Origin of the sequence: Pandoraea sp. ISTKB (assembly GCF_001721285.1) — a bacterium.
GTDB classification, from domain to species: Bacteria; Pseudomonadota; Gammaproteobacteria; order Burkholderiales; family Burkholderiaceae; genus Pandoraea; species Pandoraea capi.
The window spans coordinates 54,446-68,767 of record NZ_MAOS01000072.1 but is presented as its reverse complement, the minus strand read 5'-3'; the positions used below and the strand labels follow the sequence as shown (position 1 = coordinate 68,767).

The window sequence follows — 14,322 nt, the reverse complement described above, 5'->3', positions numbered from 1 at the left end:
GCCGATCTCAGGCCACCACGGCCTTGCCGTGACGCACGAACGGTAATTTGACCACACGTGCGGGCAATTGCTTGTCACGAATTTGCACATGCACGGTCGCACCGTCCGGCACGCCCTTGGGCAGACGGGCGAAAGCGATCGATTGCTGGAGGCTCGGGCTGAACGTGCCGCTGGTGATTTCACCGTCGCCCGCGTCCGTCACCACGACCTGATGCGCGCGCAGCACGCCGCCCTTGCCGTCGAGCACGAGGCCCGCGAAGCGCCACGTCTGGCCGCGCGAGAGCAGCGAATCCTTGCCGACGAACGTACGCTCGCTCTCCTTCTCGACGGTCCAGGCCAAACCGGCGTCGAGCGGCGACACGTCGTCGTCCATGTCCTGACCGTAGAGGTTCATGCCCGCTTCCAGACGTAGCGTGTCGCGCGCGCCCAGACCGGCCGGACGCACGCCTGCGGCGACCAGCGCCTTCCACAGCGCCGCCACGTGGTCGGAATTCACGATGACTTCGAAGCCGTCTTCCCCCGTGTAACCGGTGCGCGCGATCATCAGCTCACCGAAGGCGGTGTCTTTGGCGAACGCGGCGTTGAACGGCTTGAGGGCTTCGCTCGCGGCCTGGCTGCCCGGCACGGCCTGCCAGACTTTGGCGCGAGCGTTCGGCCCCTGCACGGCCACGATCGACAGATCGCGGCGCGGGGTGATCGTCAGGCTGTAGTCGCCGTGGGCGTTGAGCTGACCGATCCACGCGAGATCCTTGTCGGCCGTACCGGCGTTCACGACGATGCGGAACCAGTCTTCAGCGATGTAATAGATGATGAGGTCGTCGATCACACCGCCGCTCGGGTTGAGCATGCAGGTGTAGAGCGCCTTGCCCGGGGTTTGCAGCTTGTCGACGTTGTTGGCGACGGCGAAGCGCAGGAATTCGCGGCAGCTCGGGCCGTGCAGGTCGACCACGCACATGTGCGAGACGTCGAACATGCCGGCGTCGGTGCGAACGGCGTTGTGCTCTTCGATCTGGGAGCCGTAGTTCACGGGCATGTCCCAGCCGCCGAAATCGACCATGCGGGCGCCGGCGGCGCGGTGCGTATCGTTAAGCGGGGTGCGTTTGAGTTCGGTCATCGGGGCATCTGGCCGTCAGGCATCAAGGTTCATGAATTCCGGAAGATGCCGCCCCGCGAAAGCCACGCGCGACGCATCGTCCGAAAATGCAAAAAGGGGTCATCTCGACGACCGGCACTTGGCGCAGACAACTCATACGGCGCGTGCTGATGCACTTGCCCTGCGCAATGCCAGTTGGCGAGATGACCCCTCTGTCCTTGGTACCTGAGAGATTGCCCGGTACGTACTGACCGGCCCCTTCGGTGGGTTGCCCGCGTGTCTCGCACACGGCAACCGCTCTCCAGAGATCGAAGGCGATGCCCTCGGCGCGGCCGGTCCTTGATGCCTGAGAGTTTATGGGTATTACCCCTTCGGCGGCGCCGGCATGTGCTTCCCGGCGCGCTCTCCCGACCACGCTCGCGCACTTTACGGGGAAAGCCAAAGGCTGTCAATTTGCCGTAAATACGGCCCGGTTTTCCATACCTTCGGCGTGATGCCGTCAGCGCGATTCGCCGGGATTCGTACCCGCCGGGCAGCCGTCCTTGCCCCAACGTCCGTTGCACACGGCCCAGATGCAGCGCTGCTTCGGTATCACCTCGAACCAGCGATAGCGTTCGCATTGCGCGAGCGCCGCCGCGATTGTGTTGACGGCAGACGGCGCGGAGGCGACCGGTGCAGACGTTGGCGGCTGCGCCTCGGCCGCCGCGATCGGGCCGATGTCGCCGCCGTCGTAGTGCGCGGGCAGATCGGCATTCGCGGTGGGACGTGCGGTGGTGTCGGTGCCTTCGCGCCGACTGAGCAATTGCATCATCTCGTCGGGTGCCGGTTTCGTGGCGGGCGGCGCAGGTAGCGTGGTCGCGGCAGCGGTCAGGGCAGCCGTTGCGGCAGATGCCGAGAGCGGCGGCGGACTGACCGCGCTGGCCGTGGCGGCCACCTCGGCGGCCGCGTCGGAAGCGGCGGCGTCCACGGCGGCGAGCGCCTGTGCACGCGCGGTCGCGGCGGACGCCTGACTGGTCTGATTGGTCTGGTTCGCCGGGCCGCCCTGCTGTGGCGTCACGACCGGCGCGTCGTTCCCGGAATTAAAGGGGGTGACGGCGAGCCCGCCGGGCGGTTTAGGTACAGGGTCGACGTAGGGGGCGCGCAGATTCCACCAGATCCCGAGCAGGGCGATGGCGGCGAAGACGGCCGTCCCGATGACAAGTGCGCTATTGAGCCAGCCGGGCTCTTCGTTAGCCTTGCCGCTGCCACGCCCCGCGCGCCTGGAGGCAGGTGACGCCGACGGCGAGGTGTCAGCCGTTCCATCGTCGGGACCGGGCGACGGCGCACCCAGCGAATCGATCACGCCGATGACCCCGACCGCGCCGGCGGTGCCGGTGACGCCGGCCGCCGCTGCGGCACCCGGACCGTCATCCCGAAAGCCGGGTTCGGCGTCCATGAGTGTTGCGCCGCACTTCACACAGTGCAGCGCGCGCGTCGCATTGTTCGTCCCGCAGGTTGGGCATTGCACGGCGACCTCACCACGATGGCAACGTTATTCATTATAGGCACCCGGTCGGCGTCGACGCCAGCACGTCCCATGACGTCGGCGGCCGCCCGTCGCGTGGGCCCCACAGTCGACACCGCACAGATGACACACGCTGGCAACGCCCTCGGCGTGTCACGGCGGCGTGCCACCTGCGTGATAGACTTGCCCACCACCCGGCGCATGCCCGTCAGTCGCCCGTGAACCCTTAGACCTTGAGCCCCTGAGCACACGAGCCGCTTCCCATGAAGCGGCTGGACGTTCGGATGACGTCGAGGTCGCGGTTCTCATCAGGCATGCCGCACGCGGCCATCGCTTCCGTTGTCACTCCTCGTTCCCATCGCGTCACACCATGTCGTCCTTTCCGCTCAATCCTGCCCAGAACGAAGCCACGCACTATTTCGACGGCCCCTGCCTCGTGCTGGCCGGCGCGGGCAGCGGCAAGACACGCGTGATTACGCAAAAGATCGCGTGGCTCATCGAAGCGAAGGGTTTCGAGCCAAAGCACATCGCCGCCGTGACCTTCACGAACAAGGCCGCTGCCGAAATGCGCGAGCGTGTGGCCAAGCAGCTCGAAGGCAAGACACTCACCACGCCGGGCAAAGAGGGCCGCAAGGTTCCCGTCAATCAGCTCACCATCTGTACGTTCCACTCGCTGGGCGTGCAGATTCTGCGACGCGAAGCCGAGAACGTCGGACTGAAGCCGCAGTTCTCGATTCTCGACGCCGACGACTGCTTCGGCCTGATTCAGGAGCAGCTCGGCACCACCGACAAGGCGATGATTCGCGGCGTGCAGACGGCGATCTCACTCTGGAAGAACGGCCTCGTCACCCCGGAAGTCGCGCTGGCCGCTGCCGAGACGGCCGACGAGCATCAGGCCGCCCTCGTCTATCGCAACTACATGGCGACGTTGCAGGCCTATCAGGCGGTCGATTTCGACGATCTGATCCGGCTGCCCGCCGAGCTGTTCGAGCGCGACGAGGAAGTGCGCGATCGCTGGCAGAACAAGCTGCGCTACCTGCTGATCGACGAGTACCAGGACACCAACACCTGCCAGTATCTGCTGCTCAAACTGCTCGCCGGGCCGCGTGCCGCGTTCACCGCCGTGGGCGACGACGATCAGGCGATCTACGGCTGGCGCGGGGCCACACTGGAAAACCTCAAGCAGTTGCAGGTCGACTTCCCGACACTCAAAGTCATCAAGCTCGAACAGAACTACCGTTCGACGTCGCGCATTCTGACGGCGGCGAACAACGTGATTGCGAAGAATCCGAAAATCTTCGAGAAGAAGCTCTGGAGCGAACACGGTCTCGGCGATCCGATCACCGTCACCGCAATGAATGACGAAGAGCACGAAGCCGAGTCGGTCGTCTTTCGCCTGTCCGCCCACAAGTTCGAGCGACGCGCCGAGTTTCGCGATTACGCGATCCTCTATCGCGGCAACCATCAGGCGCGCATCTTCGAGCAGGTGCTGCGGCGCGAGCGCATTCCTTACGTGCTCTCCGGCGGTCAGTCGTTCTTCGACAAGGCCGAAATCAAGGACTTGTGCGCGTATCTGCGCCTGCTCGCCAATCCGGACGACGACCCGGCCTTCATCCGTGCCGTGACGACACCGCGACGCGGTGTGGGCAGCACCACGCTCGAAGTGCTCGGCAGCTTCGCGGGGCAGGCCAAGGTGTCGCTGTTCGAAGCCGTCTACATGGGGGCGGTCGAAGCGCGTCTGCAACCGCGTCAGCTCGACCCGCTGCGTGCATTCTGCGACTTCATCCAGCGCATTGCGGCGCGTGCGGCGCGCGACCCGGCCAACGAGGTCATCGACGACCTGATGGAAGGCATTCACTACGAGGCGTATCTGTACGACACGTTCGACGAACGTCAGGCGCAGTCGCGCTGGACCACCGTGCTCGAATTCCTCGAATGGATGAAGCGCAAGGGTACCCGCAGCGAGACGTCGGCCACTGCCGAAGGGCTCGATTCGCTCGACGCGGACGACGACGCCAAGAGTCTGATGGAACTCACGCAGACCATCGCGTTGATGTCGATGCTCGAAGGCCGCGACGGCGACGATCCCGATGCCGTGCGTCTGTCGACACTGCATGCATCGAAGGGACTGGAATACCCGCACGTGTTTCTCGTCGGCGTGGAGGAAGGTATCCTGCCGCACCTTCGCGAAGACGAAGAGGTTACCGCCGAGAAGATCGAGGAAGAACGTCGACTGATGTATGTCGGCATCACGCGCGCGCAACGCACGCTGCAACTGTCGTGGTGCAAGAAGCGCAAGCGTGCCCGTGAGACGTACTCCTGCGAAGTGTCGCGCTTCGTGCCCGAGATGCAACTCGACGAAGCGCCGCCCCCGCCACCCGAAGACGCCCCCATGTCGCCCAAGGACCGTCTCGCCAGCCTGAAGGCGATGCTCGCGGGCGGCGCGAACAAGACACCGTCGTCGTCCGGCGCCTGAGTCTCCGGGCGTCCGCCTCTGCGGACAAACGAATAGCCCCCGCGTACGGGGGCTGGTCTGAGGAACGGCGACGTCCTTACCGGGGCTGTCGGCGGCAGCAGGCGCGCCGTGAAGCCAATGCTGGCTTGCTGCTGGAAACGCTACTTGCCACTACCCGAAGACGTCTGGTCACACGCGGTGGCCGGGCTCGACGCCACGACAACGCCCGCAAGACCGGTCAAACAAAGCAGGACTGCCACCATCAGTTTTCGCATAGGCTCGCCTCCTCTCGTCGGATGAAATCAGGTGAAGTTTCACTATAGGAGCGCATCCTTTCGAAGACAAAGATATCTTGACCATCGACGCAGCGCGGGTGATAGTCGGTAAAAAACGGGCGAAACATAACGCAAATCGCGTTGATTTCGGCCCAATGCCCACACCTTCCTGCCGCGTCCGGCCATCCGATGCCCGACGCTCACCCCGGCGACGCGTGTGCGGCACCGATCCCCAAGTTTTGTGGAGCGTGGTGCGTGAGACTGCATATCCTGTCTGACCTGCATTTGTCCGTGGCGCCGCTGGCCATTCCCGACGTCGAAGCCGATGTGACGATTCTTGCCGGCGACATCAGCCGTCCGGCGCAAGCGATCGAATGGGCGAAGCAATTGCCACGCCCCGTCATCTACGTTCCCGGTAATCACGAGTTCTACGGTGCGACGCTCGCCGGCACGCTGGCCGAATTGCGACGTCTGACGGTGGGAAGCAACGTCCATCTGCTTGAGCGCAGTGCGTTGACGTTGGGCGGCGTGCGTTTCGTGGGGACGACGTTGTGGTCCGATTTCGCGCTGTACGACACCGAGGGCAAACATGACGCCGTGGTCGAGGAGTCGCAGAAGTTCGTGCGCGACTTCACGCGGATTCGCATCGGCGACCCGGCCGCGCCGTGGTCCGATCTGCCTTTCTTCACACCTGACGATTGCGCGGCGCTCTGTCGCGAGAACGTCGCCTGGCTCACCCGAACACTGGCCACACCGCACGACGGCCCGACGGTGGTCGTCACCCATCACGCGCCGACACCCCAGAGCATTCATCCGCGCTTTGCGGGATCGCTCGTGAATCCGGCATTCATTTCGGATTTGACCTCGCTCATCGACCAGTCCGATGCCGTGCTATGGGTGCATGGCCATACGCATGATTCGTTTGATTATCGCGTTGGGCACACCCGGGTGTTGTGCAATCCCCGTGGCTATTGCTTCGAGGGACGCGTGGAGAATCCGGCGTTCGATCCGCAGATGATCGTGCGCGTTTGAGTGGTCGTCTGCGTGGTCGTCTGCGTGTTCGTCTGAGACAGGCGTTGCGCGCCCGGACGGTGGTCCGCACGGGCCACGGCCCCAACTGTCGCCCCGACTGTCGGACTTCAGAGGTGCGCCGAAGGCGTGAGCCGGCGTCGAAACGAAAATCCCCGCCGAAGCGGGGATTTTTTATTGCGGCATCGCCGACGGCGACGACAGGCGCGGCGCTTACTTCGCGGCGCTCACCATGTAGTCGACGGCAGCCTTGACGTCATCATCCGACGCGCCCGCTGCGCCGCCCTTGGGCGGCATGGCGTTCAGGCCCTTGATGGCCGCGTTGTGCAGCGTCTCGATACCGGTGGCGATACGCGGCGCCCAGGCGGCCTTGTCGCCGAACTTCGGTGCGTTCATCACGCCGCTGGCGTGGCAGGCCATACAGACGGTGTCGTAGAGCTTCTTGCCGGCGTCGAGATTGCCGCCGGCGCTGGCCGCTGCGGGCGCCGCAGTCTTGAGCGACGCCATGGCGGCGGCAGCCGCAGCCGCACTACCGGCGTCCGCACCCGAAGCCGCGGCCGGTGCCCCCGAGGCCGGCGCGGCAGCGCCAGGCGTCGGTTGGGCCGGCTGCGCCGGTTCCGGCAGCTTGCCGCCCGAGGCGTTCGCCATATAGACGATGGCACGGCCGATCTCGTAGTCCGTCACGTCGTCCGGACTGGTGCCGCCGCGCGCGGGCATGGCGCCTTTGCCGGCCAGCGCGATCTTGAGCATTTCGTCGTAACCGGGCTTGATGCGAGGCGCCCAGTCTTCGGTGGAGCCAACCTTGGGTGCACCTGCGGCCCCGGAGGCGTGGCAGGCCGCGCAAACGGCTTTATAGAGTTGTTCCCCGGTCTGGTAGACGCGCGGTGCGTTGGCATCCTTGATCTCGACGTGGGCCACGGGCGCGATGCGCTCGGCGATGGCTTTTTCGGTCATGGCGGAACTGCCGGCACCGGTCAGGGCGTTGTTGCCCACGTAATTGACCAGCAAGACGATGATGACGATGGGAACGAGAAAACCGGCAATGATGGCGGCGATGAGCTGCTTGGGTGTTTTGATCAGGGACTCGTGCTCGTTATGTGCTTCACTCATGCGGGATCTCTCAATAGTTTTTGTGGAAACCGAGTGCATCACACCGGATAGCTCGCATGGGAAGCTGGCACCATCCAGTCAAAATAACGAACCATTGTAGCAACAAACCCTCGGCCGATGACATGCCAAGGCGGTGCGCAGACGCCGCAAAAGTCCCGTATTTTCCCTAACTTACGCGAAAGCCAAAGCGGTGTTCCGCGTGCTTTCTGCGCAAAATGCGGCCGCGTTGCATGCACAGCAAAACCGCGCCCGACGGGCTTCCGATAGCGAATTGCCGCATTGTGGGGCATGGGAATGCACGGGGCATGGACGTCACGCGGCAAAACCGCTATGCTTCTACCTCTTTGCCTGCCGGTACGCGCGCTCGCGCATTCCCACCGGTGGTCAGCTTAGCGCCCGTAGCTCAGGGGATAGAGTATCGGCCTCCGAAGCCGAGGGTCACTGGTTCGATTCCAGTCGGGCGCACCAATCTGCATCATACGTTCCCCCTCACCGGTTCAGCCCCCCCAACCTTGTCGGCCATTGGGCGAATCTCGAAGGCTGTCGACACCCGTGCATGCCACGATCTGGCATCCGGTCGATGGCCCGGGGGACGATCCCGATCGTCATGATGCTTCGACGACAACGTGTAGCGCGCCATCCGCTTCCGACCCATTTGGCGCATGCATATCCGTTCGACCCCCCTGAATTTCTCCCCGAGCGTCTTGCCGGCACTGGCCGACAGCCGGGTCTCGCAACCCATTGCCCCCGCGTCCGACACTGTCACGCGCGCCGCCCGCCAGGAGATTGCCCTGGACCTGCGCGTCGTACGTCCCCTGCCTGCCCCTGCCGCCCCGGAAAGTCCGCTCGCCGGTGCCGCATCTCATGTCCCCCTCGTCCCCGCTGTCCCCCTTGTCGCGCCTCAGTCCGCGCCTGACGCCGCCCTCCGGCCCACCGCCTTCGTGGCGCCGGTGATCAGTGCCGCCGTACCTTTTGCGCTAGTGAACGTCGGCCCCATGCCAAAAGCGCACGAGGGCGAGGTCTTCCTGACGATGATCGAAGCGACTGCGCCGGTCGCCACAACGCCCGGTGTGGGTCGCCTGCCCGGCGAACCGAGAATCCGATGGGCACAGCGTCTTCTGACGACGTCGCCCCATCTCGGAATCGACGGCATCGCCCGCGTGGTGGATATGCCGTCACGCGACATCAAGCGTGAATTTGCGCGTCAACAGCTCACCCCTGAATTGACCCGCATCCTGCTGGCGTTTCCGCCACGATCGCGCGAGTCTTACCAGCAGTTCTCCGAGCGCCTGGGTAACGCGTACCCCAACCTCCCGAACGAAGCAATCGAATGGCTCGCGATGGCACGAACCCCCAATCCGAAGCGGGTGGACCGTGCGGCGTTATCGGACGACCTGCAACGTGTTGCCCAGGCTGTCCCGAAGTTACGCAACGAAGCGGCGCTGCATTACGCACGTCGTTTGCATCGGTACGACGGCAAGCTCACCCTCAGACAAATCGCACAACTCTCGGGGGCAACCGCCTCGAACATGCGCGCCGCCCCCATGTTCTACGCATTGACGCCCCAACAGGAACGGGTGCGCGCGCAATTGCCACGATGGCCCGACGAAGACAACACCAAATATGCCCGGCGCGTTCATGCCAGCTTCCCCGAGTTCACGGTAGAAGATCTCGCCATCGTCTCTGGTGTCAATCAAACGAATGTGGCCCGGTATGTGCTCCGGGAGGAGCGCAGGCTGACGATGCGTCGGGAAGACGATGAACCGGCGTTGAGCGCCGCGCTTCGACAAGCGCCGCCGCCCGATCCTCCTGCGGGCAGCCCCGTGGAAGGCTCTCGAACGACATGAACGTACGCGTATCGCACGACCGAATGCCGGCCGGTAGTTCGGTGTGCGCGATCCATTGACGATGACGCGCGGCGCACGCTGCGCTGTGCCGGAGTAAAGCCTATGCTTCCCTTACCACCCCCCGCCCATACGGGCGTGCTGTGGTGCCCCAGCGACCCGGTAGCCGACGCGAGACGCCTCGCGCGGACCATGGGCCCGTCATCCGGCGAGGACATGGCGCTGGATCTCCGTGTCGTGCGTCAGGCACCGACGACGGCGTCCGTCGCTTACCGCGGCAGCACATCCCCGATCCTTTCGCCAACGCATCACGTGAGCGCGCCGCAGATCGCTTATGTGGCGCCGCGCCTGTCGACCACGCCAGACGCATTGGTTCCCTTAGCGCCACCGTCATCCGCTGCGGATACGGTTGACGAGCCCCCCACGGCGCAGGCGATGTCGACACTTCCCGGCACCGATTCTGATGTCGACACGTCGGTGCTGCCTGTCAGCCGTTATCGGCTTGAGAGCAATATCCGATACGCTGCGCGCCTGTATCTGGCGTGTCCGGAACTGACGCGAACACAGATTGGAACGCTATCCGGCGCAGCGCGATGGCAGATGGATAATCATCCGGTGTTTCAAAAGGCACGCAATCCGTTGGCGGCCATCCGTGACGCTTTTCCGCGCCTACCGAAAGAGGGCGTGCAGGCGCACGCCGATCGCATCAGGGCGAACCACCCCGATCTGACCCGCGAAGAACTCGCCTATCTGGTCGGTTGCAATACCCACTCGTTGAGATATCGCTCTCCCGACCTCGTCGCGCGGAGCAAGCCGGCATCGATCACAGCGATTCCCCCAAGAAAAGAAGGCGAGAGCTATCGTGACCACGCCTTTCGCATTTTGACGGCCAGTCCCTACATCCCATTCGCCCGACTCGCGAAGCTTGTCGGGACGAACGAGTCGAATCTTCGGAGCGACCCAAGATACGTCGTCCTCACCCCCGAGCTGCAAAAGGTGCTCGCGGCAACGCCGCGTCAACCCCACGAGACGAAATCCGATCACGTGCGTCAACTGCACCTAATGCATCCGACGCTTAACTCCACGCAGATCGCGAAGCTCACGCGACTGGACGTCAGTAACGTGCGCGGCATCATCAAGCGTGCAACGACCCCATATGATCGGCCGGGGCGAGGACGCCCCCCACGGGCCAGGCTGACCTTACCCGGCAGCGCACCAACGTCATCGCAAGTCCGGCACCTTCACTCGCCACCCTACCCGGGCAGCGCCAACGCCCATGTCGAATACGCCTTGCCCGTCAGAACACGACCAACCGATCCACAAGCTGCGCCATGCGCGAGTTCGACGCCGACCACGACTCCACCGTCGACGAGCGCCCATCGAAATACACCGTGTTGATGACGGAGCCGTTCTGGCTGAGGGTGAGCGTCGCGTAGGCCAGGTATTCGCTGGGCGCGTTGCCCCACAAGGAATTGCGCCACGCGCGGCGCACGTTGTAATTGAGCACGACGCAGCCCGTGGGCCATGTGCCCGGACTGTAGATCGTGCTCACGATGCCGTATGCCCGCAGCCGTCCCTGAATCGCCGGCAACAGATCGGAGATGCCGTCCGACGGCAATTCGATGCACATGTTGTGCGAGAGCAATTCCGGCGCGGCCGCCTGCGTCGGCGGGGAGATCGACGGCAACTGGTCCGAGAGCACCACGCCCGTCGAGACCATCGTGGCGGCCACCTGCGCGGCGATTACCGGGGCCGGGGTGGCAAAAAGGCAGCCGCCCAGGGTCACGCTGGCCACAGCCGCCAGCGCCAGCACCATCGCGAGGCGTTTCATCAGAATGGCGAAACGTCGAGCAGAATCGATTGCAACCAGCCGCCGTTGCTGCCATCAGCAGTCTGACCAGCGTCCACGCGCGCCACTTTGGCCTGCCCGACCTTGCTCGACGCCACCACGTTGGCCGGCGAGATGTCGAACTTGTTGACCACCCCGGTGAAGCGGAACGTCTCCATATTGCGGCCCTGCATGACCTGCTTTTCTCCACCGACGACGTAGGCCCCGTTAGGCAGCACCTCCACGATCGCCACGGCAATCGTGCCGGTCAGCGCCGAACTCGACGTATTCGTGCCGTTGCCCTTGAAGCTGCTGGCCTGCTGGCCGATGTTGAACCAGCGCTCGAGCACCGAGTCGGCGCCGTCGGCCTTGGCGCTCTTGGCCGTCGCGCTCGCGCTTCGCGAGGTATCGCTCTGCGACTTGCTGCTGCCGGTCGAGTTCTCCGACACCGCAATCGTCAGCAGATCGCCGACACGGTGCGCCACGGGCGTCTCGAACCAGTTCGTCGCCGTGGTCGGCTGGTAGATCGAGCCGGCCGTCTGGACGTTGGCCACACGCGGCATTGGCATGACGGCCATCGGCGTGGCCGTGACCTGCGGGCTGGCGCATCCGGAGAGGACGGCACTAGCGCCAACGAGGCTCGCGATGGTCATGCACGTCGCCTGCCACGCTCGCGCGCGGGTCACCGCGGTCATGACAGGGACGAGAACGGCACGCAGGCGCACGACACACGCGAGCGAGCGCGCAAGGATCGACGGTTTCGACATGGTGAGGCGCCCCCGCGCCGGCCCCGGATGCCGTATCCGGATGTCTTTCGAAAGAGATGAACGATGAGCGACCCGACGCACAGCGGCACGACGCGTCGGAGGAGAACGGCTCGGCGGCCAGTCTCGTGATGGATAGTAAGAACCGGGCGTGCAGCCACTGCGCACAAATAGAGGAAAATTTGTGGAGGCACGACGCGCCGGGCTCCGAAGCTGAGAGAATGGCGCGCCGACCTTGGCAGGGGCGTCCGCGCCCGCCGGATCAGCCCCGTTTCCCCTGTCGTTACCCGCGCGTCCGGTCCGGCTGTCCGGCGTTGCACTTAGCGAGACTCACCGAACGCATGAACTCAGGCATCACCCGCAAGCTGTTCCTCGCGATCTTCGCGACGGGCCTGGTCACGATGGCGGCCACGACGGTCGTCGTGCGCGCCGCCATGACCGGCCACGGCTGGCTGCGCGGCGACAACCTGATGTATCTGACGATTCTCGGCATCGCGCTGCTCGGCGCCATTGCGTTGCGCGTGGCGCAACGTCTGCTCGTGCCCGTCACACCGTTACTGGAAGCCACCCACCGCATGGCGATGGGCGATTACAGCGTGCGCGCGCCCACGGCCGGCGCAGACGAACTCGCCCGGCTGGCCGTCGACCTGAATCGTCTGTCTGACACGCTCGCGCGCAACGATCAGGTACGCCGTAACCTGCTCGCCGACATCTCCCATGAATTGCGCACGCCGCTCTCGATTCTGCGCGGCGAGATCGAGGCGATGGAAGACGGGGTGCGCCCGCTCACGCAGGACGCCCTGGCATCGCTACGTGTCGAAATTTCTCAACTGTCCAAGCTGATCGACGATCTCTACGAACTCTCGCTCTCTGACGTGGGCGCGCTGACCTACGAGTTCGCGCCAGTGGATATGACAGAGCGCGTGGCGACGTCGGTGGCCGCCTTCCGCGACTGGTTCGAGGCCAAGGGCATCGGGCTGAACGTGCACCTTCCCGACGACACGCTTTTCGTGGACGGCGATCTGCACCGTCTCACGCAACTCATCGGCAACCTGTTTGAGAATTCGTTGCGCTATACCGACGGCGGTGGCGCAGTGCGTGTCTATTTGTCGTCGACGCAGGCACAGTTACGGCTGGAGATCGAAGACTCCGCGCCCGGCGTGCCCGACGATGCGCTGCCCCGTCTGTTCGAGCGGCTGTTCCGCGTGGAAGCGTCGCGCAGCCGGCGCAGTGGCGGTGCCGGTCTGGGGCTGGCGCTGTGCAAGCACATCGTCGAAGCGCACGGCGGCCAGATCGTCGCGCGACACTCGCCCCTGGGGGGACTGGCGCTGTCGATCACGTTGCCGCTTCATCACGACGCGGCCATCCCTACCCCTTCATCGACCTGCGCACTGAGCGCGGTCTCGAGCTGTTTCAGTACCCAAGCCCTGACGACCCTGACGACTTTGAGTTAAGCCTGCCTTCCATCGATCCCTATGCAGAGCCTTACGCACACGCAGCCCGTTTCGTCCCCGGCGATCGCATCCGGGCCGGTATCCCTGTCGTCGACGGCGTCGCCCGTCGCCGCATCGATGACGTCCATCACGTCGATGCCGTCGGCGCCGCCCGCGACGGCACTCGCCGACAGCGCACCGATCCTGATCGTCGAAGACGAGCCGAAGCTCGCCGCGTTGCTCGCCGAGTACCTGCGCGTAGCGGGCATGCCCTGCCGGATTCTCACCGACGGGCGCGACGTGCTGCCCACGGTGCGCGTGACGCAGCCGCGTCTCGTGCTGCTCGATCTGATGCTGCCGGGCATGGATGGCCTCGAAGTGTGCCGCGCCGTGCGCGAAGTCTCCGAAGTGCCGATCGTGATGCTGACCGCGCGTGCTGCGGAGACGGATCGTCTGCTGGGTCTGGAGCTCGGTGCCGACGATTACATCTGCAAACCGTTCAGCCCGCGCGAGGTGGTCGCGCGCGTCAAGGCCATTCTGCGACGCGTGCGGGGTGCCGCCGCGCCGGTGGCCACGACCGCCAACACTGCGGCTGCCCCGCAAACGCCCGCACTGGTGATCGACGCCGTGCGTCATCACGCGAAACTCGACGGTCACGAGTTGCCGCTCACGCCGGTCGAACTGCGCCTGCTCGCCACGCTGGCCAGCCATCCCGACAAGACCTTCCCGCGCGCGCATCTGCTCGACCGGATGTACGACGATCACCGCGTGGTCGCGGATCGCACCGTCGACAGCCATATCAAGAACCTGCGGCGCAAGTTGCAGGCGATCCGGCCCGACGAGGAGATCGTGCGCTCGATCTACGGCGTGGGCTATCGGCTGGAGTTGCGCACGGATCGTCCGGGCACGGCGATGCCGGCCACGCGGCAAGTCGTCGCGGCTATCGACAATCCGGCTGCGGCGATGCCAGAATAGGCGCACCCGCGC

General features: G+C 64.9%; 11 protein-coding genes, 1 tRNA gene and 2 riboswitches. Of the genes, 7 read left to right on the top strand and 5 right to left on the bottom strand.

The features are described 5' to 3' along the window. Positions 1–7 precede the first annotated feature (7 nt). Both gcvT and A9762_RS24210 read right to left on the bottom strand, forming a co-directional pair. Entirely contained in the window at positions 8–1,114 is a 1,107-nt protein-coding gene (gene gcvT, locus A9762_RS24215) for a glycine cleavage system aminomethyltransferase GcvT (protein ID WP_069344529.1), read from the bottom strand. A 181-nt stretch (positions 1,115–1,295) separates the two neighbouring features. After that, positions 1,296–1,408: riboswitch (glycine riboswitch) on the bottom strand. A gap of 8 nt (positions 1,409–1,416) precedes the next feature. Beyond that, positions 1,417–1,513, bottom strand: a riboswitch (glycine riboswitch). Between the two features lie 79 nt (positions 1,514–1,592). Further along, the gene (locus A9762_RS24210; protein WP_069344528.1) at positions 1,593–2,528 is read right to left on the bottom strand and encodes a hypothetical protein; all 936 of its coding nucleotides are present in this window, start codon (positions 2,526–2,528) and stop codon (positions 1,593–1,595) included. Between the two features lie 439 nt (positions 2,529–2,967). On the opposite strand from A9762_RS24210, the gene A9762_RS24205 reads away from it, so the two are divergent. Next, on the top strand, positions 2,968–5,073 hold the full coding sequence (locus A9762_RS24205; protein WP_069344527.1) for a UvrD-helicase domain-containing protein: 2,106 nt from the start codon (positions 2,968–2,970) through the stop codon (positions 5,071–5,073). A gap of 509 nt (positions 5,074–5,582) precedes the next feature. Continuing rightward, positions 5,583–6,359: a metallophosphoesterase gene (locus A9762_RS24200; RefSeq protein WP_069344526.1), complete on the top strand. Its 777-nt coding sequence runs from the start codon at positions 5,583–5,585 to the stop codon at positions 6,357–6,359. Between the two features lie 210 nt (positions 6,360–6,569). Here the strand turns inward: A9762_RS24200 and A9762_RS24195 are convergent, their stop codons facing one another. After that, entirely contained in the window at positions 6,570–7,466 is an 897-nt protein-coding gene (locus A9762_RS24195) for a cytochrome c5 family protein (protein WP_069344525.1), read from the bottom strand. 392 nt (positions 7,467–7,858) lie between these two features. Between A9762_RS24195 and A9762_RS24190 the strand changes: the two genes are divergently transcribed. The 3 genes from A9762_RS24190 to A9762_RS28720 all read left to right on the top strand — a co-directional run bounded on the left by A9762_RS24190 (position 7,859) and on the right by A9762_RS28720 (position 10,708). After that, positions 7,859–7,934 (top strand) — tRNA-Arg (locus tag A9762_RS24190). A gap of 194 nt (positions 7,935–8,128) precedes the next feature. Next, positions 8,129–9,313 (top strand): hypothetical protein, encoded by a 1,185-nt coding sequence (locus tag A9762_RS24180; RefSeq protein WP_139133376.1) that lies wholly within the window; start codon positions 8,129–8,131, stop codon positions 9,311–9,313. 213 nt (positions 9,314–9,526) lie between these two features. Continuing rightward, a complete protein-coding gene (locus A9762_RS28720; RefSeq protein WP_139133375.1) occupies positions 9,527–10,708 on the top strand; it encodes a hypothetical protein in 1,182 nt (393 codons plus the stop codon). Here the strand turns inward: A9762_RS28720 and A9762_RS24170 are convergent. Then, positions 10,608–11,141 (bottom strand): hypothetical protein, encoded by a 534-nt coding sequence (locus A9762_RS24170; protein WP_069344521.1) that lies wholly within the window; start codon positions 11,139–11,141, stop codon positions 10,608–10,610. The genes A9762_RS28720 and A9762_RS24170 overlap by 101 nt on opposite strands. Then, positions 11,141–11,905, bottom strand: coding sequence for a flagellar basal body L-ring protein FlgH (locus A9762_RS24165; RefSeq protein ID WP_083254250.1), 765 nt, complete (start codon positions 11,903–11,905; stop codon positions 11,141–11,143). Before A9762_RS24165 ends, A9762_RS24170 begins: the two co-directional genes overlap by 1 nt. Positions 11,906–12,243: 338 nt before the next feature. On the opposite strand from A9762_RS24165, the gene A9762_RS24160 reads away from it, so the two are divergent. After that, complete coding sequence (locus tag A9762_RS24160; protein WP_069344520.1) at positions 12,244–13,356, top strand: ATP-binding protein; 1,113 nt, start codon at positions 12,244–12,246, stop codon at positions 13,354–13,356. Between the two features lie 135 nt (positions 13,357–13,491). After that, a complete protein-coding gene (locus A9762_RS24155) occupies positions 13,492–14,310 on the top strand; it encodes a response regulator (RefSeq protein WP_083254265.1) in 819 nt (272 codons plus the stop codon). Positions 14,311–14,322: the final 12 nt, after the last annotated feature.

What these genes read in the sequence shown, in the direction of transcription:
- gcvT (WP_069344529.1), bottom strand. Translation starts at nt 1,114, where the DNA reads ATGACCGAACTCAAACGCACCCCGCTTAACGATACGCACCGCGCCGCC.
- A9762_RS24210 (WP_069344528.1), bottom strand. Translation starts at nt 2,528, where the DNA reads ATGGACGCCGAACCCGGCTTTCGGGATGACGGTCCGGGTGCCGCAGCG.
- A9762_RS24205 (WP_069344527.1), top strand. Translation starts at nt 2,968, where the DNA reads ATGTCGTCCTTTCCGCTCAATCCTGCCCAGAACGAAGCCACGCACTAT.
- A9762_RS24195 (WP_069344525.1), bottom strand. Translation starts at nt 7,466, where the DNA reads ATGAGTGAAGCACATAACGAGCACGAGTCCCTGATCAAAACACCCAAG.
- A9762_RS24180 (WP_139133376.1), top strand. Translation starts at nt 8,129, where the DNA reads ATGCATATCCGTTCGACCCCCCTGAATTTCTCCCCGAGCGTCTTGCCG.
- A9762_RS28720 (WP_139133375.1), top strand. Translation starts at nt 9,527, where the DNA reads ATGGCGCTGGATCTCCGTGTCGTGCGTCAGGCACCGACGACGGCGTCC.
- A9762_RS24170 (WP_069344521.1), bottom strand. Translation starts at nt 11,141, where the DNA reads ATGAAACGCCTCGCGATGGTGCTGGCGCTGGCGGCTGTGGCCAGCGTG.
- A9762_RS24165 (WP_083254250.1), bottom strand. Translation starts at nt 11,905, where the DNA reads ATGTCGAAACCGTCGATCCTTGCGCGCTCGCTCGCGTGTGTCGTGCGC.
- A9762_RS24160 (WP_069344520.1), top strand. Translation starts at nt 12,244, where the DNA reads ATGAACTCAGGCATCACCCGCAAGCTGTTCCTCGCGATCTTCGCGACG.
- A9762_RS24155 (WP_083254265.1), top strand. Translation starts at nt 13,492, where the DNA reads ATGCCGTCGGCGCCGCCCGCGACGGCACTCGCCGACAGCGCACCGATC.